The following is a 23,044-nucleotide window of genomic DNA, read 5'->3' as shown; positions in this document are numbered from 1 at the left end:
AATTGACCGGGGCTTTTCTGTTTCCTGTTCTCTCAAAAGAACATCACGTTTAGCTATAAAATTAACCGCGGCTCAGCGACGCCAGTTCCGAAGGCGTTTAACCGCCTGAAGCATGGTTTTTTCAGAACCTGCAAAAGAAAATCTCATAAAGCGGTTGCCGTTATAGGGATCAAAATCCACCCCCGGGGTCGCAGCAACGCCTGTCTCTGCCAGCATTTTTTGACAAAAATCCTGGCTGTCATTTGTCCGGTGTCCGATATCAGCATAGATATAGAACCCGCCATCCGCAGGGGCCAGTTCACCAAACCCTGCCCCTGGCAGCTCATTCAACAGAATTTCCCGGTTCCGCGCATAGCGCTCGACATATTCTTCCAGCACCTCATAGCAGTCAAACACCGCTTCTCCCGCGATTTGCGACAGCGTCGGCGGAGAGATAAAGAGATTCTGTCCAAGGCATTCTTGCGGCCGACACATATCAGCAGGCAAAACCATCCAGCCAAGACGCCAACCCGTCATGGAAAAATACTTGGAAAAAGAGTTTATCACAAAGGCATCATCACTGTATTCGAGGGCCGTTTTGGCCTCGGTACCAAAGGTAATCCCGTGATAGATCTCGTCTGAAATCAGACGAATGCCTTTTCCTTTACAATAGCTGACCAGCTTTTCAAGCGCGGCTCCATCAAGCATTGTACCTGCCGGATTTGACGGACTCGCCAGTATCAGACCATCCAGATCGACCTCGAGCGCCTCGAGCAATTCGACAGAAGGTTGGAAACGTTCTTCTGCTCCCGCGGAAACCAGCACGGGTTCAATATCCAGCGCCCGGAGAATATTGCGGTAGGCAGGATAGCCCGGTGCAGCCAGCGCGACCTTGTCGCCCGGATTAAAGGCAGCAAGAAAAGAAAGCAGAAACCCTGCTGAAGATCCTGTGGTCACCATAATACGCTGCGGGTCAACATCCTGCCCATAGCTGTGGCGATAATGTTCCGCAATCCGCCGGCGCAACGCCACTCGCCCCATAGCATCAGTATAACCGATGGCTTCACGATCAAGTGCCTGCTTCACCGCCTTCAGCACCGCGGGTGGAGCCGGGGTTTCCGGTTGCCCCAGTTCCAGGTGCAGGACGTCCTCCCCTGCAGCCGCACGTTCGTTTGCAGCCCGCAGTACATCCATAACAATAAAGGGGGGAATATCCCCCCTTGCTGACAGTTTTAAAGCCATAAAATCACGATCCAGTTTTTTAGGAAGAACGGGCAGCCCCCTGCCCGTTCTTCGGTCTTTCCCTAACAGACCTCTCCTCAAAGAGGGTACAGAGACGAGAGTTTTATTGCGCCAGACGGCTCAGCCCAAAACCGCGATTATCCGATGCCGAAGAGCAGCTTTCCGGCTGAAATTTAAGACTCTGGGCACAGTAAGCCGCATTCACCCGTCCATATTCAGGTGCAGGCCGGGCGTCATGGCCCCGGGCCTTGAGCGACGAAACCACGGAAGCAGAGGTGTTTTCTTCATAGAACACAACATCCGGCTGCCCGCTATGATGCAGGCGCGGGGAGGTTATCGCGTCTTTGAGAGCCACCTCACCCAGCAGAGTATCGGCCATTACCTTACTCAAAGAAGAAGCTCCGACAGCCCCTTCCGAAGCCGTCCCGGCAAACCGGCTGAACGCGGTAGGTTCATTGGCGACAACCACGGCAACGACCGTATCAAGACCATCCGCAGCAGAACGTGGAGGAGCAGGCAGAACCACCCCCAGGTCCTGGGCCATCCGGCCAGAGCCGAACAGGCCGTTCAGGGTAAAGCTGCAGGCAACCGAGTTGTTATAACGATCGATAACAGCAAAACCGGCAGCATAGGGATTTCCCGAAGCAGGCATTGGCTCATGCAACAGTGAGGAAACGGGCGTTGCCCGCTTTTCATCAAAGGCCGAAAAGTCAGCGTCGAGCGCTTCCGTCGAGAGGCTCTCCTGCGCAGAAATTTTACCTGCCATAACCCCGCTGCGGATCGCCTGCGCGCGCTTCAGGGCTTCGGTAAAGAGATGCGCCTGCTCTCCGGCTTCGGCACCGTTGTAGTCGTCACTCACATTCAGCTGTCCGACCAGGTGGGCCGCGACCAGCGCCGCTCCAGCGTAATCGCCTGAGAAATAAGCTTTATCAACGCCCACCTCAACCGTAAGCGGCGTTTCCATGTTTGGCAGATAATCCCGAATATCCTCTACTTTGAGCGGCAAGCCTTCGGCTGTGGACGCCTCGGCAAAACGTCGGGTCAAAGGCCCCATATACAGATACCCGGCGCCTTGCGCCCGCAGTCCGGCCAGCACACCCGAGAGTTCCGGCTGAACCAGGATGTCTCCCTCACTCGGAAGCTTCCCGTCGCTGCGGGTGAACTTTGACAACATTTCCGCATTTACCCCCAGACGGCTGTTGGCCAACGCCAGATCATAGGCAAAGGAACGGCTGACCGGGTTGCCAAAACGCGCCAGTCTCTCGCCATAGGTCACAAGCTGTTCCCACCGCAAAGAGCCGTACTTTGCATGAAGGGCTGCCATGGCCCGGGGTGTCTTGGGGACGACTCCACCCGAAGAGGACGCAGAGGGAAGAAAGTTCAGAGCAGTCGCCGAATTACTTTCCTTATCGTAATAGGAACAGGCGCCTCCGCCGGCCACACCAACACGTGAGGGCATGGTCACCGTCATCGTAAAATACATGGCCACTGCCGTATCAGCAGCTGTTGCACCATTACCAAGCAGTTCACGACCGATCTGCGCGGCCCGGGGTTCGTCAGCCGAGACCAGTCCGGCGAATCCTTTCACGGTCTGAAGTGTACCCTGCGCCTGATCATCCGCACTCTCGCAAGCGGAAAGTAGTAATCCTCCCAGACATGCTGTTATGATCGCGGAACGGACTTTGGACTTCCTGAAAAAGGTTTCTTGCATTACCGACGCTTTGCCCCCAATTGAATAACTTGTAACTCTATATTTTACCTGTGAGTACTGAACGTTGAAAAAACGCCCAGCCCGCCTGATCTTACGCATTACCACCCTTATTGCCACTCTTGCTTTTGCTTTGCCAGCAAAAGCTCAGGGTTTGAACCTGATCCGGGATGCGGAAACAGAACAGGCGATCCGCAATTATGCTACACCGGTCCTGCAAGCTGCAGGGATCGCGCCACAGAGTGTAGATATATTCATCGTCAATGACAAAAGCCTTAATGCCTTTGTTACCGTTGGCAACAGAATGTTTATTAATACCGGCCTGATTATGAAAGCCAACACGCCTTCTGAAGTGATCGGGGTCATCGCACACGAAACCGGCCATATCGCAGGCGGTCACGTCGCCTTTCGCGGAGACAGTGTTGACAAGGCGATCGGCACCAGTATTGCCAGTTATTTGTTGGGGATCGGGGCTGCCATCGCAACGGGCAAGGGCGAAGCCGCTGCCGTTATCATCGGCGCAGGACAGGGTCTTGCCCTGCGAAATTTCCTGAGCTACACACGTCAGCAGGAAGCCGCCGCTGATCAGGCCGCGGTGAAATATCTCCAGGCGACAGAACAGTCCCCCGTCGGCTTGCGGGACTTTATGTCAACCTTGCGCGGCCAGGAAGTGCTGCTAAGCGAAAATCAGGACCCCTACCTGCGCAGTCACCCCCTGACCCAGGAACGTATCAACTTTCTCGACAATGCTGTCTCACAGTCGCCCTATGCCACAAAACCGGATTCTCCCGATGCTGTCTATCTCCACAGCAGAGTACGGGCAAAGCTGATCGGCTTTCTGGAAAGCAGTAACCAGGTTGCCCGCAAATATCCCGATGAAGATACTTCAATCCCGGCACGCTATGCCCGTGCCATTTCCTATTACAGATCCACCAATCTGGAAAAAGCGACAGATGAGCTCGACAGCCTGCTGGCCGAACTTCCTGAAGACCCCTATTTCCTCGAGTTAAAGGGGCAAATACTGTTCGAATTTGCCAAAGGTCATGAAGCGCTGCCCTATCTGGAAAAAGCCATCGAGAAAGCACCCGAGGCAGACCCCATCCGCATGCTGCTCATCCGGGTTCTGGTAGAGGAGAATATCCCCGCTGAAGATGACAAAGCCCTGGAGCATATCGAAAAGGTGTTGCTGGCGGAACCGAACAACGCCAGTGTCTGGCGCCAGGCTGCAATCATCTATGGCCGCCGGGGAGACAAGGGGATGACCCACCTTGCGCTGGCCGAAGCCGCCTTTGGACGTGGGAACTTTACAGAAGCCATGCTCCAGTCCGGACGCGCCAGTGAACTCCTGCCCAAAGGATCTCCAGCTTGGCTTCGGGCATCAGACCTCAACATTACCGCTGACCGCAGAGACAAACAGCGTAAAAAAGATTCATGACCGGGCCTCTTCATCTTCAAATGAAGCGCCCCCTGTCTGTCCTAACGCACCTTATTAACAAACAAATCAAGATCAAGAGATACTTTTACTGATGAACCATCACGCCAAACTCTTCAAACTTCCCCTGCTCGCTTCCGGATTGCTCCTGGCGACCCTGAGCTACTCGCCCCCCCTTCAGGCCGAGAACGTTGTCCCGACAGCAGAGCCGACAACAGAACAGACAGAAGAACAAACCCGGGCTTTTGAAGAAGCCGTCCGCAAATATTTGCTGGAAAACCCGGAAGTTATCATTGAATCTCTCACCCGCTATCAGCAACTCCAGGCTCAGCGCGAGTCAGAACTCAAAGATCAGGCAATCAGCAAGAATGCCGAACAACTCCACAATGATCCGGCCTCTCCGGTTTTGGGGAATCCTGACGGGGACGTGGTTCTGGTTGAATTTTTTGACTATCGCTGCCCCTATTGTCACAAAGCATCAAAAATTATCCAGGCACTGATTGAAGACGACCCCAACCTCAAGGTTGTGATGAAGGAGTTTCCAATTCTCGGCCCAGAATCCGTTATCGCTGCCCGAGCAGCACTTGCCGCCCAGAAACAGGGTAAATACGCCGAATATCATTTTGCCCTTATGGAAAATGCCAAAGATCTCTCCCAGAACCGTCTTCTCGATCTGGCAGCAGATCTCGGCCTGGACAAGCAGCAGTTCGAAGCAGATATGAAATCAGCAGAAATCGGCGAAACCATTCTGAAAAACCGATCTCTTGCTGAAAAAGTCGGCGCCGAGGGCACACCCGCCTTTATTCTTGGAACCCGCAGCCTTTCCCCCGGGACAAGCTTTGAGACTTTCCAACAGATGATTTCGGATCTCAGGAGCAGCGGCAACAGCTGAACCAAGACAGATGCAAGACAGATGATTAAGAACAAACCCTTTCTGACGGCGATAAAAACGCAAGAAGAAGCGCGGCAATGATTGCGCCATCTCCGGGGCTATGATAGGGCTAGTCAATTCATTTGAACTGAAATGAGTGGTGAATGTCCTTGCCGTCGGTTTTACTGTTAAACGGCCCCAACCTGAATTTGCTGGGAAGCCGTGAGCCAGAAATTTATGGCGCAGAAACCCTGGATGACCTTCATGGCCTCTGTAACCGGAGAGCCAAGGCACTGGGACTTTCTCTGACGTGCCAGCAATCGAACTGGGAAGGACAGTTGCTCGACTGGATCCATGCAGCGCGTGGTACCCATGATGGCATCATCATAAATCCGGGTGCACTCACCCATACCTCTGTTGCCTTGNTTGATGCTCTTAAAGGTGTCGCGCTCCCGGTTATTGAGGTACATATTTCTAACATTCATCGACGGGAAAGTTTTCGCCATCAATCCTATGTTTCCCAGGCTGCCCTCGGGGTGATCTGTGGTCTCGGACTTGAAGGATACCTTCTCGCGCTGGATGCCCTGGCAAACGTGATAAACAGCAAATAAGAATCATATGTCCAAGCTTGAAGTAAATGAGAAGGTTATTCGCACTCTGGCAGGCTTGCTGGATGAGACAGACCTGACTGAAATCGAATACGAAGCCGAAGGTCACCGTATTCGCCTGGTACGCGGCCATACCGTTGTCCATGCGCCTGTTGCCGCAGCTCCCGTTGCAGCAGCTCCCCTGGCAGCACCTGCTGCAAGTGAAGGCGGCGTTCCGGCTAATGCCATAACCTCGCCCATGGTCGGCACAGCCTATCTTGCTGGCGAGCCTGGCGCGCCCTCTTTTGTCAAGGTTGGTGACACGGTTCGCGAAGGTCAGACCCTGATGATTATCGAGGCCATGAAAGTCATGAACCCGCTGCCAAGCCCCAAAGCCGGGGTGGTCAAGCAGATCCTTGTCTCAGACGGTATGCCGATCGAATTTGGCGAACCGCTGATGGTAATAGAATAAAGCAGGCCCAAGAAGGTTCCATGTTCAAAAAGATCCTCATTGCCAACCGCGGTGAAATTGCCCTCCGAATTCTGCGGGCCTGTCGCGATATGGGCATCGAAACCGTTGCGGTTCACTCCACCATTGATTCCGATGCCATGCATGTACGCCTGGCGGATGAAGCTGTCTGCATCGGGCCTGCGCCCAGCAAAGACAGCTATCTGAATATTCCTGCGATCCTTTCTGCGGCCACCATTACAGGCGCAGATGCCATTCACCCCGGTGTTGGCTTTCTGTCCGAAAATGCCGCTTTTGCGGAAATGGTCGAAGAGCATGGCTTTGCCTTTATTGGCCCGTCTCCCGAACATATCCGCATTATGGGCGACAAGGTTATGGCCAAGGAGACAGCGATCAAACTGGGCATCCCGGTTGTTCCTGGATCCGATGGAGCACTTGAAAGCGCTGACCAGGCACAGGAAACCGCTGATCGCATCGGCTATCCTGTCCTGATCAAGGCTCGTTCCGGTGGCGGAGGTCGCGGCATGAAAGTTGCGACACATGCTGGCGAACTTAAAGATGCCTATCGCCTCGCCCGTCAGGAAGCCAAATCGGCTTTTGGGGATGACGTTGTCTATATGGAGAAGTATCTCAGCACGCCACGCCACATCGAGATCCAGTTGCTTGGCGATGGCCAGGGCGGTGCGATCCACGTTGGCGAACGCGACTGCTCCTTGCAGCGTCGTCACCAGAAAGTTCTCGAAGAAGCTCCGTCACCAGCCCTGACCGAAGAAGAGCGTAATCGTATCGGCCAGATCTCTGCTGATGCCATGCTCGGTTTTGGGTACAAAAGTGCCGGAACAATCGAATATCTCTATGAAAACGGCGAGTTTTATTTCATTGAAATGAACACCCGTATTCAGGTGGAGCACACCATTTCCGAAGCAATCAGCGGCATTGACCTGATGCGGGAAATGATCCGGATTGCCGCGGGAGAAAAACTCTCGGTTACCCAGGAAGAAGTGAAGCTCAAGGGCCATGCTATCGAGTGCCGTATCAACGCTGAACACCCTTTCACCTTCATGCCATCGCCCGGTACGATCAAGGGATATCATGCTCCTGGTGGTCTGGGTGTTCGGGTCGATTCCGCGATCTATGCCGGCTACAAGATTCCCCCGACCTATGACAGCATGATTGCCAAATTGATTGTTCATGGTGATGACAGGGCCGACTGCATCATGAAAACCAAGCGGGCCTTGCGGGAATACGTCATCGACGGCGTAAACACCTCGATCCCCCTCCATGTTGAACTGGTACACAACGACAAGTTCAATGAAGGTGTCTACGATATCCACTGGCTGGAAAAATTTGTAGACAGCCTGAACAACCAGTAGGAAGCTATACAAGAGAAAAACACACGCGGGCATAGGTGTTCATGGAGATCACGGCAGATCTGCTATTAAAAGCTTATACCATCGGGGTGTTTCCCATGGCTGAAAGCCACGATTCTCCTGATCTGCATTGGATCGACCCGGAGAATCGTGGCATCCTTCCCCTGAAAAAAGTCCATATCCCGCGCTCCTTGCGGAAAATCCTGCGCAATCCCCCTTATCAGATTCTCTGTGATACGGTTTTTGAACAGGTACTGGACCTTTGCGCCCAGACAACTGTCCGTCGCCCGGACACCTGGATCAATCCCCTGATCAAAAGCCTCTATCTCCAGCTCTATGAACGTGGCTTCGCCCATTCGGTCGAATGCTGGCTAGACGGTAAACTGATTGGAGGACTCTATGGTGTCTCTCTTGGCGGGGCCTTCTTTGGCGAAAGCATGTTCAGCCGACACAGTAACGCCAGCAAAGTCGCCCTGATCCATCTCGCGGCGCGTCTGTACAAAGGAGGTTACAAGCTCCTGGACACACAGTTCACCACCCACCACCTGAGCCAGTTCGGCACTGTCGATATTGGACGCGAAGACTACAAGGCCCGACTGCTCAAAGCCATCCAGGTTCCCGCATATTTTCCAATGGAGCTTTCTAAAAACGAGCTGGAAGATTTTATTGAGCTGAGCCGTCACAACCGGCCTGCGATCTATAGCGGAGATTAACCCCGCTACACCTTTGCTTCAGGGCTTGGTAGCTGGGCGGCAATCCAACACCCAGACATCGTAAACCGGATGCTCCAGCGCCGAAATCGCCGGAGAAGACGCAAACATCCAGCCGGAGAACATCGGCTTTCTCTCCCCGTCAGAACTCACATCGGAAATTTCAAGAAAAGATGTTGCTTCCGGTGCTTCTTCCGGCGGGCTTTTACGGCAGGACTGAGCCGTAATTTCCAGCGATCCAAATAAAACCGGCTGGTTCAAGGGGACCTCAAATTCAGAAACCCTGGCTGTTACCTTGTTCAACCCCTGCAACACAGCAACAGCATAGCTGTTCATTTCCGCCTGAGCAGGTACGAAGGGGATCATTCCTCCGACCAGGAGGGCACCAGCAACAAACAGCTTTTTCATGACAACTTTCCGGTTCAATGTTTACCAGTTCCCTTGGGATAATAAGGATTAACCAGCTTCTCGACGATCTGCTCCAGAACCTGCCTTACCTGGGCTTCATCTGCCCCCATCAGAATGGCATCTTCAAGCGCATCCTGGGACAGCTCGCGAATCTCTTCGAGATTTTCATTGAGAACTTTGATCTTTTCAAGGCAGGAAAGCGGCGATCCATCAGGTTCACGCCAGATTATCGCCTGGGTATCTTTATCAGCCATCGGTCCAGCTCTTATTCAGTATCCCTTGGGACAGACTGACAAACACTCTGGCGAAAATTATTCAGCTTCACCAGAAGAGAAAACAAAGCGGCCAAGAAGATCCATCAGATTAACACTGCCCTGGGTATCCTTGATATAACCGCCCTTGTCGATGTAGCCGTCTTGTCCGCCGGGCTCAAGGCTGACAAAGCTGCCCCCCAACAGGCTCTCGGACAAAATCCGCGCCGAGGTTCCTTTCGGCAGTTTGATATCATCATTGATCTGAAGCGTCACAACCGCAAAATAGGTTTCATGATCAAGCGTCTGTCTCAGAACCGTACCAACCTTTACTCCGGCAATCTTGACATCTGTTCCCGAGACCAGACCGCTGGCATTATCAAACTCGGCGATAACTTCATATCCCTGTCCCGAACCGTTGGCATCTCCATTATTAAAGGCATAAAATCCGAAGGAGATTGCGACGAACAGAACCAGCGCACCAATAAGTGTTTCGACGATACTTCTGTTCATGCAGGCACCTTAATAAAGAAAATATATCAGCAGTTAAAAAAACACTGAGCTTCCGGGAAAGAAAGCTCAGGACAGAGAATCAGGAGATCGCCAGACTATTCTGGCTGCCAGGCATCATAATCACTTGAAACCCGTGGCCGTTGCCCGGTTTTCAAGCTGCTGCCAGCCGGGCGGTAGGCATCGGCGGTCCCGGTCTGGTTCGCCTTGTGCTCAAGCTGCCATAGATGTTTGGGATAACCACCTTCAGGAGGGCGCTCATTGGTTGTGTGATGTAACCAGGCATGCCAGTCAGCCGAAACACGGCTTGCTTCTGCTTCCCCGTTATAAATTACCCAGCGACGCTCATTGCGCAGGCTGTCCTTATGTACTTCACTGCCACCCTTGGTGCGATAAAATTTGTTACCCTGGCCATCCTGACCAACAAGTTCGCCCTTAAGCCAGGTAAAAAGACGGGTTCCAAGAGGCGTTCCAGCCATATCTCATCCTTATCGGGCAGCGCCCTAACAGTTGTTTTTATTCAGATTTCAGCTCTGCCTTCACCGACAGTCACCAAAGTATCATGGGGCTGAATATTACACCGCAGGCCCCGGCAGTCCAGCCCCAACAACATAATTTGACGTAATATTCGCCTCTTTATATCCCCTTTATACCTCAGCAGTCCCCTCGGGTGGCGGCAACAGCCCCTCTTCCTCAGCCAATATTTGCCATTCCTCTTCATCCACCTCGAAGCCATCTTCCGAGACCTCAAGGCTCCGGGTACTCAGCTCAGCAGGATAAAAAAGTCGGGCTGGGGCCTCTTCAACCCCCGCTTCCAGACCCTTGATCAGATCGTCATAAAGATCCGGCAGATCGAGACAGAGTAAAGTACAACCGGGTACCAGGCTCTTGCCTTCCGACAGTGTACTGACCACCAAATCACCAAGATTGGTCGGGGCGTTCCCTCTCATGAAATTACCATGACTGGAGGGCAATCCGTGAAGTTCGGTTCGGATGCTGTTGCTGCTTCCGGCAACGGCTGCAATGCCGCGTATATGGCCATATACCTCGGTCAACACCGTTCCTTCTTCCGAAGCCGGATCAACGACATAGGTCGCGAAACAGGCGTGTCCCTCAGCCAGAGCCTGCTCAACCAGCTGCCCAACCCCGATCAAGTCACAAACATTCGAGATCACAGCCAAACCAATACCGCTTTCACGGGCGGTGAGCATGGCCTTTTCCAAAGCCTGCGGTCCGGCCACAGCCAGTGACTGTCCCCCCGCATCCAGAAAAGAGGCATTGCCTTTTTCTATCTGCAGCTTGACCGCGTTGATATCCAGTTTGCTATAGGCATCCCGCTTCTGGGCAAGATAGGCAACACCGCAGCGGTGTACTCTCTCTGCCCACTGAACCATAGCAGAGGCCTGATCCAGGGCGATGTCCTGTGCCCCACGGGCTTCTAGGCAGTCTTCGAGTTTGTCCCGGAATTCGGGTAGTGCCACTTTCATATCGTTTCCTTCGGGCGCTCTTGCAGATCTTCTGCGAACGCCGTTTGTCTGTTCCTGTGCGTTTAGGCCAGAGAACCTTTATCTACTACCTTGTCTCCCAAACTGGTATCAGTTCAGGAAACGCCAGCTGTCGTGGCCATCGAAAACCCGGACCGACAGCTTTTCCAGGTCAATTCCATCCACACAACCAAGGTTAACCCTGAATTCGCCCTGGAGTTCAATCTCCTCATGATCCTGTTCGCGCCCCATCTGGTGAAAAATATAGATCCCGCAGTTCGTACAGAAATGATGTTTCACCTTGCGGTCACCAAAGAGATAGGTCCCCAGACAGTCTTTGCCAGTTACAATTTCGAAAGCGTCTCCGCTATAACACCCCGTCGACATGACAGCATTCTTGCGACGACACATGGAGCAATTACATCTGATCGCAGCGTTCACAGGCTCTCCCCTGAATTTGAAATGCACCTTGCCACAGTGGCACTTCGCCTCGTATGTCTGCCGAATATCTGTCATAGGGGTCTCAGTCATGCGGTTTCCCTCTGCTCTTTTGGCAAGTAGTAGCTGAAGCTGTTATTTCCGGAAAATATAAAGCCCTTCCCGCTTCGAACTGTCAAATGGTGAGCGGCTATCGCGCCGTCACGCCGCTGCCGTATCACTGCGCTCTCGATTTTTTTCCTGTTGTTTCCATCTCATGCCCTCTAACGTTGGCAAAAGAGGCACGTCATGTCTCCTGGAACGGGTACAGTCAATCCATGGATAATCTGACAGAAACTAAAATCCCCTCTGGTGGAATCCTCAGCGGTTTGCTCGCGGGTATCTCCTTCGGACTGATCACACCAATTTCTCCGGCTGTATACGACGCGGGGGCAACCCCCATGACAGTCACGCTTTTCCGTTTTATCCTGGGCAGTCTTGCGATGCTTGTTATTCTCGGGCTGACACGAGGGAGTTTCCTTGTCCCAGCGAAAGGGCGTCTTCCTCTCCTTTCCATGTCCTTCTTTATTTTTTGCGTTACAATTTTCTATCTCTCCGCGGTTCAGTATATTTCCGTCGGTCTGGCCGCCATTGTCTTTTATACCTTCCCGGTGATCGTCACCATTATTGACCCCCTGTTGCAAAAGCGTACACCAAGCCTACTCCAGCTGGGGCTTTCCCTTCTGGCTTTCACGGGCATTACAATCGCCCTAGGTCCTTCGCTTGACAGCCTGGACTGGCGCGGTCTGGGTTTCCTCTGCCTGACCTCTTTTTCCATGTGCGGGGGGCTGATTTGCGGGCGGAAAGTTGTTCCTCTGGTTCCAAACCTCACCTCCCTTTTTTATGTCAATGTGATCGGGATTGCCCTTTCCTGCCTCTACCTTCCCCTGGATAACAGCTTGCATATTCCAGACAATCTCACCGAATTCTCGCTGACAGGCCTTATTGCCGGGCTCTATCTGCTGGCTATTCTTGCCCAGATCACCTCAGTTGGAATAATTGGTCCGTCCCGTACTGCAATGTTTCTCAACAGCGAACCTGTTGTCACCATCGCCATGGCAGTTCTTGTGCTGCATGAGGCCCTCGGTATTTCTCAGGTTATCGGTGCCCTCTTTGTCATGTTGGCGATCGCTGGCACCTGCTATCGCCCTGTCACCCGCCCAAAACAGCAATCTGCTTCCTGAAGTATCCCTCTGCCGCCATCCCTCTTTTGCCCTGTCCTGCAAACAACCTGTTGTTATTCCTGTTTTTTCAAAGACGAGATACAAAAACTCTCCAATTCCCCCCCGAAATACTGTGTTTTGGTCTCGAGACTTTTATCTTTCTGACACGAATCGGTAACCTTTTTCCTGTCTGCTTTACCTGATTCTGTTTCATCAGATTCTCGGATAAAAATTACCCGGTATTTTTCCACCAGCTTAAAAGAAAACATTAATTTTAGAGACAATGAAAAGCTCCTTATTTTTCCGCAACTTTTCCCGTTCATACAATTTTGTTCTCGGATAACTCACAGATTTATCCACAGGCTTAACGGCTATTGCCGAGCTACAAAATCTGGTGTCAATACGCAAAATACGGGTGACGAAAACCAAATATTGTGGTTAAATCACTTCAGATCAACAAAATGTGCTTCTTTCGCAGAAAAACCGCAGAGTCATCCGACTTGCGGACCTTGTTGTTTGAGTGAGCTTTGGTACAGGATATCAACATCCTTTATCCAGAGCTTTTCTATTGAGTTTTGTTTTAAATAAAGGGGATACGGCATGCGCATCGCACGTCGCTTTACGGAAACCGGAAAAGACGTCTATGACGCCATCGCGTTTCGCACAACAACCAGCGAAATTCGCAACCCAGATGGCTCAGTCGTTTTTCAGGCCAAAGACATCGACGTTCCTGCGAGCTGGAGCCAGGTTGCCTGCGACATCATCGCCCAGAAGTATTTTCGCAAGCGCGGCATCCCTCTTAAACTGAAACGTATAGAAGAAAACTCTGTCCCGTCATGGCTCTGGCGTTCCGAGCCTGATCACGATGCCATGTCCGATATCCCCGAGGACGAGCGCATTATCGGTGAAACCAGCTCCAAGCAGGTTTTTGACCGTCTGGCCGGTGCCTGGACCTATTGGGGCTGGAAAGGCGGTTACTTCGACAGCGAAGAAGACGCCCGCACTTATTTTGACGAAATGCGCTACATGCTGACCAATCAGATGGCAGCACCGAACTCTCCACAGTGGTTCAACACCGGCCTGCACTGGGCCTATGGTATTGATGGCCCCGGTCAGGGCCACCACTATGTCGATCATGAAACCGGCAAGCTGGTTCGTTCAAAATCCGCTTATGAGCACCCGCAGCCTCACGCCTGCTTTATCCAGTCTGTTGGCGATGATCTGGTCAATGACAACGGCATCATGGATCTCTGGGTTCGCGAAGCCCGCCTGTTCAAGTACGGCTCCGGCACCGGGACCAACTTTTCCAAAGTCCGTGGTTCCGAAGAACCTCTTTCCGGCGGCGGCAAGTCCTCCGGTCTGATGAGCTTCCTGAAAATCGGGGATCGCGCTGCCGGCGCAATCAAGTCTGGCGGCACAACCCGTCGCGCTGCCAAGATGGTCACCGTTGATCTTGATCACCCGGATATCGAGGAATACATCAACTGGAAGGTTGTTGAGGAACAGAAGGTTGCTGCACTGGTTGCTGGCTCCAAGATCTGTCAAAAACACCTGAAGAGCATCATGGCGGCCTGTAACACAGACGCTCTGGATGACAAGGACCGGGTCAACCCGCGCAAAAACACCACCCTGAAAGCCGCGATCAAAACAGCCCGCGCTCACGAAGTACCCATGAGCTATATCCAGCGTGTGCTCCAGTTCGCGGAACAGGGCTACACCGAGATGGAGTTCGATACCTATAACACCGACTGGGATTCAGATGCCTATCTGACGGTCTCCGGCCAGAACTCCAACAACTCGGTCCGTGTTGCCAACGGTTTTTTCCAGAGCCTCGAAGACGACGGCGACTGGAACCTGATCCGCCGTATCGATGGCAAGGTGCACAAAACCCTCAAGGCACGCGATCTCTGGGACCAGATTTCCTACGCGGCCTGGGCCTGTGCCGATCCCGGCATCCAGTATGATACCACCATCAACGAATGGCACACCTGCCCGCAGTCTGGCCGGATCAACGGGTCCAACCCCTGTTCCGAATATATGTTCCTGGATGATACCGCCTGTAACCTGGCCTCCATGAACCTCATGACTTTCCAGCGCGCTGACGGCAGCTTTGACATTGATGCCTACATTCACGCCAGCCGTCTCTGGACCATCACCCTGGAAATATCTGTGCTTATGGCCCAGTTCCCCTCCAAGGCGATTGCCCAGCTCAGCTACGAATTCCGGACCCTCGGTCTTGGTTATGCCAACATCGGCGGCCTGCTGATGTCCACGGGCGTATCTTATGACTCTCCCGAAGGCCGCGCGATCTGTGCGACTTTGAGCGCGATCATGACCGGGACCGCCTATGCCACTTCTGCTGAAATGGCAGGTGAACTCGGTTCGTTCAAACGCTATGAGCTGAACAAGGACGACATGCTGCGGGTTATGCGCAATCATCGCCGCGCTGCTTATGGCGAAGAAGGCGGCTACGAGGCCCTCGAAGTTCAACCTGTGCCGATCTTTGCCAAGGACTGCCCAGATCAGGCGCTTGTTGCTGCGGCAACCAAAGCCTGGGATGAGGCCCTCGAACTCGGCGAGAAACACGGTTATCGCAATGCGCAGACCACGGTTGTTGCCCCGACAGGCACCATTGGTCTGGTTATGGATTGTGACACCACAGGGATCGAGCCTGACTTTGCTCTCGTCAAGTTCAAGAAACTTGCGGGTGGTGGTTACTTCAAGATCATCAACCGCACCGTACCCGGTGCGCTGAAATACCTCGGCTACAGCGAAAGCCAGATCGAGGACATCATCAAGTTTGCCGTGGGTCACGGGACGCTGAAAAAAGCACCAGGCATCAACCACGACAGTCTGAAGAAAAAAGACTTCACCAATGATGCCCTTGCCGCACTGGAAGAAAAACTCGCCAGCGCCTTTGATATCAAGTTCATCTTTAACAAATGGAACCTGGGCGAAGATTTCTGCATCAAGACACTTGGCTTCACCGAAGCCCAGTTGAATGACCCGGCCTTTGACATGCTGGCCGAGCTTGGTTTCAGCCGCAAGGAAATCGACGCCGCGAACATCTTCTGTACCGGCGCCATGACCCTTGAGGGTGCACCGCACCTTAAAGAAGAGCATCTGCCGATCTTCGACTGCGCAAATCCCTGTGGGAAAACCGGGAAACGTTTCCTCTCTGCTGAAAGCCATATCCGCATGATGGCGGCTGCCCAGCCGTTTATTTCCGGGGCGATTTCCAAGACCATCAACATGCCGGCGAATGCCGTGATTGATGACTGTAAAGATGCCTACATGCTGTCGTGGAAACTCGGCCTGAAAGCCAACGCGCTTTATCGTGACGGTTCCAAGCTGTCCCAGCCACTTTCTTCCGGTGTTCTGCTGGAACTCGAAGAAGAAGACGACGATATCGCGGAAGCACCAACTGCCAAACGGGTCGAGATTGTTGCCGAGCGCATCATCGAACGCGTCATCGAAAAGGCCGTTACCGAGCGCAAAAAGCTACCATCCCGTCGCAAGGGCTATACCCAGAAAGCCATCGTTGGTGGCCACAAGGTCTATCTGCGAACAGGTGAGTACGAAGACGGTGCCCTCGGCGAGATCTTCGTCGATATGCACAAGGAAGGTGCCGCTTTCCGCAGCCTGATGAACAACTTCGCCATCGCGATTTCCATCGGCCTGCAATACGGCGTTCCACTTGAGGAATATGTAGAAGCTTACACCTTCACCCGCTTCGAGCCTTCAGGCATGGTCGAAGGCAACGACGTGATCAAGATGGCAACTTCCATCCTGGATTACCTCTTCCGCGAGCTGGCTGTTTCCTATCTCGGTCGTAACGACCTTGCCCACGTTGAGCCCGCCGATATGCTGCCGGACTCTCTCGGGAAAGGCTCTGGCGAAAGTGACCTGCCGGAAAGCCGGAGTGCTGTCGCAGAGACCGTCCGCCGTGTGGCTTCTACAGGCTATGTTCGGAACAAGCTGATGGTTGTAAACGGCGGGCAGGATATTGGGGACACTTTGGCCTCAGCCTCTGCGGCCATTTCCCAAGCCAATCAGGATTTCGTGGGTGTCACTGACACCCAGACCGCCGTCGCTGCAGAAACGACCGTCGTAAAGGCCGTGGACAAGCGTATGGAAAAGGTCCGCGAAGCCCGCATGAAAGGATATGAGGGGGATTCATGTCCTGAATGCGGAAACTTCACTCTGGTGCGCAACGGCACCTGTCTGAAGTGTGATACCTGCGGGGGTACAACTGGCTGTTCCTAAGCCAAGGTTTCCGTTTCTTTGCTATAGACAGGGCGGCTCAGGCCGCCCTGTTGCTTTATGGCGGGCTATTCTTCTACCTGTGGAAGCGCATTCTTTACCCGTCAAACGCAGGGATATGTCGTCAGGAACGTACTCCGCATAATGATATTGCACTGCAGCAGGCTCAAACATTCAGAATATTGTCGCATTTCTCCCCAAGACTTGACTTGCACTCGCCGTGGATCCGGCTAAAATCCGCTCTGTATTTCTACAGATAAAGGCAGGGTACGAGGGCGCAACCGCTTTATATCCTCCCCTTCGGTTTGGACTTGTTTCTCTCATGACGCCCTAGGGGTAGTGGGAACAAAGTCCGTGACAGCAACAAGTAATAAAAACAAAGGATAGAGCTATGGCTGGTACTGTTGACGCCCGTTTGAAAGAACTCGGGATCGAAATTCCTGAACCTGCAAAAGCCGTTGCCAACTATGTTGGCTATGTTACCTCTGGCAATACAGTGTTTGTTTCTGGACAGATCACTGCCAAAAATGGCGAGATCCTTTACAAAGGCAAGCTGGGTGACAACATGTCCATTGAAGAAGGCCAGGAAGCGGCCCGCCTTTGTGGCATCAATATTATCGCCCAGTTGAAAGTTGCCACAGGCGGCAATCTTGATCGTGTAAAACGTATCGTCAAACTCGGTGGCTTTGTCAATTCCACCTCCGATTTCACCGATCAGCCAAAAGTCATCAACGGCGTATCCGACCTGATGGTCGAAGTCTTCGGCGACAAGGGTGTCCACGCCCGCGCAGCCGTTTCTGCTCCAAGCCTGCCACTCGGCATTGCTGTCGAAGTCGATTGCGTCGCGGAAATCGACTGACCCTCTCGGGCTTCTTATGTATAAAGGCAGGCCTTAACGCCTGCCTTTTTCATTTGCTATCCGGCTGACGGCTTCCTATTTCTTGTGGTGAACTCTTTATCTTCTTCCCAGTTGCTCCGAGGAGCCAGATGAGCCAACTCCGTGTTGAAGTCCATCCCCGGATCAGTGGCATCGCCCCGACAGACTGGGACCGCTGTGCTGGCGTTGACAATCCCTTTGTCTCCCATGCCTTTCTCCTGGCTCTTGAAGAAAGCAGAAGCGCCTGTGCCGAAACCGGCTGGCAACCCCAGCACCTGACCCTGAAAGATACAGAAGGACAGGTCCTCGCCTGCGCCCCGCTCTATCTCAAAAACCATTCCTATGGCGAATATGTTTTTGACTGGAGCTGGGCCAACGCCTTTGAACGCGCAGGAGGACGCTACTATCCCAAGCTCCAGTGTGCGGTCCCCTTTACACCTGTTACTGGCCCCCGGCTGCTCATCGCGCCAAACAACAAAGAGGGCAATAAAACAGAACAGCAAGATCTCAGACTGGCCCTGATCAATGCCATGTTGCAATTGCTCCAACAGTACCAAGCCTCATCCCTGCACCTGACCTTCACCAGTGAGGAGGAATGGCAATCTCTGGCTCAACCGGGGCTGCTCCCCCGGACTGGCGTGCAGTATCACTGGGAAAACCGGGAGTATACTTGTTTTGATAACTTCCTGTCCGACCTCAGCTCACGCAAACGCAAGGCGATCAGAAAAGAACGGCGCGAAGCAAACAGCCACGGCTTAACCCTGCAAACACTTGAGGGCGAGAGCCTGACACCGGTAATTCTCGAACAGTTTCACGCGCTTTACCTCAACACCGTCGACAAGAAACATGCCCACGATTACCTGACACGAGATTTTTTCTCCCGGCTAGGGCAACAGCTGGCAGAAAAGGTCGTCCTGACCAGCGCCTGGAACGGCGAGAAACTGGTTGCCGCCGCTTTGAATTTGCGCGGCAGCAATACCCTCTACGGCAGGAACTGGGGATCAACGGGCCATTACCCCAGCCTGCATTTTGAACTCTGTTATTATCAGGCCATCGACTATGCCATCACCCACGGTCTCAAGCGCGTAGAGGCTGGCGCACAAGGCGAGCACAAGATCCAGCGCGGCTACCTGCCCTCCCGGACCTACAGCCTGCACGCCATCGCCGATCCAAACTTCCGCGATGCCATTGCTCGTTTTCTCGAGGGTGAACAAAGAGCTTTGGAGCAGGATATGGACTACCTGAAAGAACTTGGACCTTTCCGGAAGGCCACCGATATCCAGACTGGCCTCTAGAGCAGCTTCAAGATTAACCCACCTCAATCAAAAGCAGATATTATTAAGGGATCGGCAAACCCTGATTGAAAAATACCATTGGGCATGACAATGTTCCTAACCAAATAATCCCATGAGGGAAATGTTGGTTATTCATGGGGGAAAAAGAATGACCAGTACAACACTCCAATCCGAAGAAAAGAATAAAACCTGTCCGGACTGCGATTCTATCACCCACTCTCACAAGGGTTTCCGACAATGGTGCCCCCAATGCAACTGGAATCTAGGCTCAGATGATTTTGTAAATACTCTTGGCTACACAGCCAAAATTTATCGCAAGATTGGCATTACGCAAGGCGATAGAGTCTTTCAATCAATTCTCTCCGAGAAACCTGAAGATTTACGGCCTCGTTGGTCCCTTTCAAAGATACTGGCTTTTGCTTTCGCATCTACCATCCACCTAGCTTCAATAGCGATGGCCGCGCTTGGACTTTACGCACTCAGTTTCGGCTGGCCAGCAGTATTACTTATCGTTATCGGCATATTACTGCTCGCACTCTCATGGTTCATTCGACCAAGATTGGGAGCAATGCCACAAAATTGTTTAAAAAGAGCAGATGCCCCTGCTCTTTTTGCTGTGTGTGATCGTATTGCAGATAAAGTCGGTTCTCCCCGAGTTGACGGAATAGAAATAACTCCAGATTACAATGCCGCATTTGCCCGCGTGGGGATCTCAAGAAAAGTTCTGATAGTAATTGGGCTGCCATTGTGGTTGGTGCAAACTTGGCCCGAACGTCTGGCTATTCTTGCTCACGAATTTTCCCACGGTGCCAATGGTGATTCAACAAGAAGCCTGATTATTGGATCAGCACTTAACACCTTGGACTATTGGATTTACATCCTGAGGCACAAATACGATCAAGATTCCACAATAATACAGATGATTACACATTATTTATTGTGGATTTTATCCTGGTTTATCGAGCTTCTGTACATAGGATTGTCCCACCTTGTTTGGCGCCAATCCCAAAAGGCTGAATTTCTTGCTGATTATTTAGCAACTACCGCGTCCGGTACAGAAGCGATGAGAGACGCTTTAAAGAAATTTTCGTATGGGGAACATCTTCAGACATTTGCAAACAGGACCATTTTCAGCGCAAAACAATCTCAAAAACAAATCCTTACCAAGTTCGTTTCTTATTTCAAGGCCCTGCCGAAGAGTGAAACAGAGCGTCTTGACCGAATAGCAAATCAGAAAAACGCCCGTCTGGATGCGACCCATCCACCCACGCGGCAGCGTATGGCATTCATCACAGCCCACCCCATTGCAGATGCTTCAATTACAGTATCAAAAGAAGAACAACACCTGATAGAGTCTGAACTTGAAAAATTAGAAGAGACAATTGGTCAGCAACTGATTTCTTACTGGGCACCGGAGAGGTAGAGGTTATACCTCTATCCTAACTTACTTTAGATCCGTTCGGACGACCTAGGGATTAGAACCTGTTCCGCCATAACGATAGTGACCAGTGATTTCATAGTCGAACAGCATATCTTCAAGCTCCGGACCCATCCCGATGTTGTGAACCACCAGCGGCACACCGTCCGAGCTTTTCTCATCACTAATAATACCGATGTGCGGCAGGGAGCCACCCGGGCGCAGATTCCAGCTGACCAGATCTCCAGCCTGATAGGCTGCCGGATCTTGCGAAGAGGGTAATGACTGTCCATGGCGGGAGAAAAACACCCGCAGGTTCGGCACCCGACGGTGATCAATATTGCTGTCCGGCTTTTTTAATCCCCAATAGGCAGGATAGGCAGAAAAATTGGCGCGCATGTCTTCGTGTACCAGCTTCTGAAGGTCCAGCCCCAGACCGCGATAACTTCGGATGACCACGTCACTGCACACCCCGCTGTTTTCCGGCACATCCCCGCCGGGGTAGCTGATCCGGTAATAGCTGCTGTCATAAAGCACAAAAGCATCAGTTCGTTTGAGGGCTTCTTCTGCCAGCTTTTTGCCAAATGTTGCGTCGGCGAATGCGGATGTCCCGCTTAGAAAAAACAACAAAAAGGGGGCGATCCAGAAAACCTGCCCCTTGCGGTACAGATTCTGTACAAGAACGGGAAGTCGCAATTTGTTTCCAAGCCGATACATAATATTTTCTCCATAGCCTATTGCTACAGATCACCAGCATTCTGTGCCTTTTTCCGGGTCAGAGTAAGGCAAGACTATGACCGTGGGACAGATGAGAAACTCCCTGCCCCTTCTCTGACCCGTTTTGCCTTATTGGCCGCAAATTTCCTTCTTATTTTTCCACCATCATTGCTATCTCTTCATTCACAACCTGTTCCGCACCGGAAAACAGAACAGCTTAACAAAACCTCCAGGGGGGAGGATTTCACCATGATGGACCTTACAACAGTGTTTCTCATACTCGCCGCAGTCATTTTTCTTGGAATCTGTATCATCGTCGGTCTCGCCTGTTTACGGTGGTTAACCAACCGCTACGCTGAACAGACCAACGGATTGGGTGGCCGCATCGCCAACAGCAATCCTCTGATGATCAAAGCCGTGATCATCGGCTTTCTAACCCTGCTCATGCTGATCCCGACAGCGCTTGTTCATGATCTGATGAACGAACGGAATGATCTCTATCATTCGGTATTATATGAAACAGACAACGAATGGGGGCGGGAACAGACAGTTGCGGCACCTGTACTTGTGGTTCCCTTTATCACCGAGACCCGAGTTACAAGCGATCAGGGGAAGGAAAAAATAGTTATCGGTCATGACAAGCTGATTGTTCTTCCTGACCAGCTCTCGCTTTCTGCCGATCTGAAACATGAATTTCGCGAACGCAGCATCTATCGCAGTCTTGTTTATACGGCACAGATCGAGGGATCTGCAGATTTCAGCTTCAACCCTCCATCAATTCAGAATTTACAAAAAATCCTCTATGATCAGGCCTATGTCACCATCGCTCTAAGCGATAACAGCGGCATTGCCGCCTCTCCCACAGTTACAGTCGACGATAGAAAGCTGGAACTAATGCCCGGAACTGGTCTGCGAACCAACCAGCTCGGGAGTGGTTTTAGTGCCCGCATGGCTCCTGGACAGGACCTGAGCCACTTCTCGGTCAAATTTGACAGTCTCCTGCGCGGCAGCAGGAATATCAGCGCCATTCCCCTAGGCATGAACACGGAAATCAAAATATCCGCGGACTGGCCCCACCCGAGTTTCCGCCAATTCCTGCCCAAAGGACATGAAATTGATAACGACAGCTTTACAGCCAGTTGGGAAATAAGTCATCTATCCCGCAATTACCCCCAGATTTTCACCGATAACAGTGGCGTCAATCTGCAAGAAGTGATTGCCGAAGCACGCCTGTTCGAACCAATTTCCCACTACGGCACATCAATCCGCGCAGCCAAGTACGGAATTATGTTTATCGCCCTGACCTATCTGATGCTGCTGGTGTTTGAGTTCACCCGCAACGTACGTCTACACCTTGTCCAATACGCTCTTGTTGGGGTTTCCCTATCGGTTTTCTACCTGCTGTTACTCACGCTTTCCGAACACCTCAGCTTTGCTTTCTCCTACGGCCTTGCAGCGGGAACCACCGTATTGTCAATCGCCAGTTACGTTACTGTTGCAAGCCACAGCAAGCAAAATGGTCTGGCTGTTGCCGGCTTGCTTACCGCTCTCTACGGATTTCTCTATTCAATCCTGCAGATGGAAGACTATGCCCTGACCATGGGAAGCGGTCTGGTTTTACTTGTTCTGTTACTCTTGATGTATCTGACCCGTAACCTGAACCGGACGTCACGGGAAAACCCCGTAGCAACAGAGACTCGAAAAGCCGAAGAAAGCATTGAAATTTAAGAATATAATCAGCAAAAAAATAATCTGTCTCTGAATTTCTCTTTGGACAGACAAAAACAAAAAGGCCTCGCATCTGCGAGGCCTTT

At 52.2% G+C, this 23,044-nt stretch carries 21 protein-coding genes; 12 read left to right on the top strand and 9 right to left on the bottom strand.

All coding sequences use genetic code 11. From position 1 onward, the window contains the following. Positions 1–72: 72 nt before the first annotated feature. A complete protein-coding gene (locus tag B152_RS0112310) occupies positions 73–1,221 on the bottom strand; it encodes a pyridoxal phosphate-dependent aminotransferase (RefSeq protein WP_020592733.1) in 1,149 nt (382 codons plus the stop codon). 103 nt (positions 1,222–1,324) lie between these two features. After that, the gene (locus B152_RS25375) at positions 1,325–2,932 is read right to left on the bottom strand and encodes a gamma-glutamyltransferase (protein ID WP_169337419.1); all 1,608 of its coding nucleotides are present in this window, start codon (positions 2,930–2,932) and stop codon (positions 1,325–1,327) included. A 64-nt stretch (positions 2,933–2,996) separates the two neighbouring features. On the opposite strand from B152_RS25375, the gene B152_RS0112300 reads away from it, so the two are divergent. From B152_RS0112300 to aat, 6 genes are all read left to right on the top strand, one after another. Beyond that, on the top strand, positions 2,997–4,364 hold the full coding sequence (locus B152_RS0112300) for a M48 family metalloprotease (RefSeq protein WP_020592731.1): 1,368 nt from the start codon (positions 2,997–2,999) through the stop codon (positions 4,362–4,364). A 91-nt stretch (positions 4,365–4,455) separates the two neighbouring features. Beyond that, complete coding sequence (locus B152_RS23545) at positions 4,456–5,253, top strand: DsbA family protein (protein WP_020592729.1); 798 nt, start codon at positions 4,456–4,458, stop codon at positions 5,251–5,253. A 143-nt stretch (positions 5,254–5,396) separates the two neighbouring features. Then, on the top strand, positions 5,397–5,843 hold the full coding sequence (gene aroQ, locus B152_RS0112285) for a type II 3-dehydroquinate dehydratase (protein WP_020592728.1): 447 nt from the start codon (positions 5,397–5,399) through the stop codon (positions 5,841–5,843). Positions 5,844–5,850: 7 nt separating this feature from the next. Further along, positions 5,851–6,291, top strand: coding sequence for an acetyl-CoA carboxylase biotin carboxyl carrier protein (locus B152_RS26295; protein ID WP_020592727.1), 441 nt, complete (start codon positions 5,851–5,853; stop codon positions 6,289–6,291). Between the two features lie 20 nt (positions 6,292–6,311). After that, the gene (gene accC / locus B152_RS0112275) at positions 6,312–7,661 is read left to right on the top strand and encodes an acetyl-CoA carboxylase biotin carboxylase subunit (protein ID WP_020592726.1); all 1,350 of its coding nucleotides are present in this window, start codon (positions 6,312–6,314) and stop codon (positions 7,659–7,661) included. A gap of 41 nt (positions 7,662–7,702) precedes the next feature. After that, positions 7,703–8,371 carry a leucyl/phenylalanyl-tRNA--protein transferase gene (gene aat / locus B152_RS0112270; protein ID WP_020592725.1) on the top strand — a complete coding sequence of 223 codons (669 nt, stop codon included), beginning with the start codon at positions 7,703–7,705 and terminating at the stop codon, positions 8,369–8,371. A gap of 18 nt (positions 8,372–8,389) precedes the next feature. Here the strand turns inward: aat and B152_RS0112265 are convergent, their stop codons facing one another. From B152_RS0112265 to B152_RS23540, 6 genes are all read right to left on the bottom strand, one after another. Continuing rightward, positions 8,390–8,776: a DUF2155 domain-containing protein gene (locus B152_RS0112265; RefSeq protein WP_020592724.1), complete on the bottom strand. Its 387-nt coding sequence runs from the start codon at positions 8,774–8,776 to the stop codon at positions 8,390–8,392. A gap of 14 nt (positions 8,777–8,790) precedes the next feature. Continuing rightward, positions 8,791–9,030 (bottom strand): hypothetical protein, encoded by a 240-nt coding sequence (locus tag B152_RS0112260; protein ID WP_020592723.1) that lies wholly within the window; start codon positions 9,028–9,030, stop codon positions 8,791–8,793. A gap of 57 nt (positions 9,031–9,087) precedes the next feature. Next, on the bottom strand, positions 9,088–9,540 hold the full coding sequence (gene mlaD, locus B152_RS0112255; RefSeq protein ID WP_020592722.1) for an outer membrane lipid asymmetry maintenance protein MlaD: 453 nt from the start codon (positions 9,538–9,540) through the stop codon (positions 9,088–9,090). A 95-nt stretch (positions 9,541–9,635) separates the two neighbouring features. Next, positions 9,636–10,016, bottom strand: coding sequence for an NADH:ubiquinone oxidoreductase subunit NDUFA12 (locus B152_RS0112250; RefSeq protein WP_020592721.1), 381 nt, complete (start codon positions 10,014–10,016; stop codon positions 9,636–9,638). 168 nt (positions 10,017–10,184) lie between these two features. Then, positions 10,185–11,024 carry a hypothetical protein gene (locus tag B152_RS0112245; protein WP_020592720.1) on the bottom strand — a complete coding sequence of 280 codons (840 nt, stop codon included), beginning with the start codon at positions 11,022–11,024 and terminating at the stop codon, positions 10,185–10,187. A gap of 108 nt (positions 11,025–11,132) precedes the next feature. Continuing rightward, positions 11,133–11,552, bottom strand: coding sequence for a GFA family protein (locus B152_RS23540; RefSeq protein ID WP_211212192.1), 420 nt, complete (start codon positions 11,550–11,552; stop codon positions 11,133–11,135). Positions 11,553–11,776: 224 nt separating this feature from the next. Between B152_RS23540 and B152_RS0112235 the strand changes: the two genes are divergently transcribed. The 5 genes from B152_RS0112235 to B152_RS0112210 all read left to right on the top strand — a co-directional run bounded on the left by B152_RS0112235 (position 11,777) and on the right by B152_RS0112210 (position 20,519). Further along, on the top strand, positions 11,777–12,682 hold the full coding sequence (locus tag B152_RS0112235; RefSeq protein WP_020592718.1) for a DMT family transporter: 906 nt from the start codon (positions 11,777–11,779) through the stop codon (positions 12,680–12,682). Positions 12,683–13,261: 579 nt separating this feature from the next. Beyond that, positions 13,262–16,927 (top strand): vitamin B12-dependent ribonucleotide reductase, encoded by a 3,666-nt coding sequence (locus B152_RS0112225; RefSeq protein WP_020592716.1) that lies wholly within the window; start codon positions 13,262–13,264, stop codon positions 16,925–16,927. A 388-nt stretch (positions 16,928–17,315) separates the two neighbouring features. After that, a complete protein-coding gene (locus tag B152_RS0112220) occupies positions 17,316–17,783 on the top strand; it encodes a RidA family protein (RefSeq protein WP_020592715.1) in 468 nt (155 codons plus the stop codon). Between the two features lie 128 nt (positions 17,784–17,911). Next, positions 17,912–19,096 carry a GNAT family N-acetyltransferase gene (locus B152_RS0112215; RefSeq protein WP_020592714.1) on the top strand — a complete coding sequence of 395 codons (1,185 nt, stop codon included), beginning with the start codon at positions 17,912–17,914 and terminating at the stop codon, positions 19,094–19,096. Between the two features lie 148 nt (positions 19,097–19,244). Continuing rightward, positions 19,245–20,519 (top strand): M48 family metallopeptidase, encoded by a 1,275-nt coding sequence (locus tag B152_RS0112210; RefSeq protein WP_157231062.1) that lies wholly within the window; start codon positions 19,245–19,247, stop codon positions 20,517–20,519. A 45-nt stretch (positions 20,520–20,564) separates the two neighbouring features. Here B152_RS0112210 and B152_RS0112205 read toward each other — a convergent pair whose 3' ends face one another. Continuing rightward, on the bottom strand, positions 20,565–21,230 hold the full coding sequence (locus B152_RS0112205) for a DUF1287 domain-containing protein (RefSeq protein ID WP_020592712.1): 666 nt from the start codon (positions 21,228–21,230) through the stop codon (positions 20,565–20,567). 249 nt (positions 21,231–21,479) lie between these two features. On the opposite strand from B152_RS0112205, the gene creD reads away from it, so the two are divergent. Beyond that, positions 21,480–22,958, top strand: a complete 1,479-nt coding sequence (gene creD / locus B152_RS23535) for a cell envelope integrity protein CreD (RefSeq protein ID WP_020592711.1) — start codon at positions 21,480–21,482, stop codon at positions 22,956–22,958. Positions 22,959–23,044: the final 86 nt, after the last annotated feature.

The organism is Kiloniella laminariae DSM 19542, from assembly GCF_000374005.1.
Taxonomy (GTDB): Bacteria; Pseudomonadota; Alphaproteobacteria; order Kiloniellales; family Kiloniellaceae; genus Kiloniella; species Kiloniella laminariae.
This window is presented reverse-complemented; position numbering and strand designations above follow the sequence as displayed.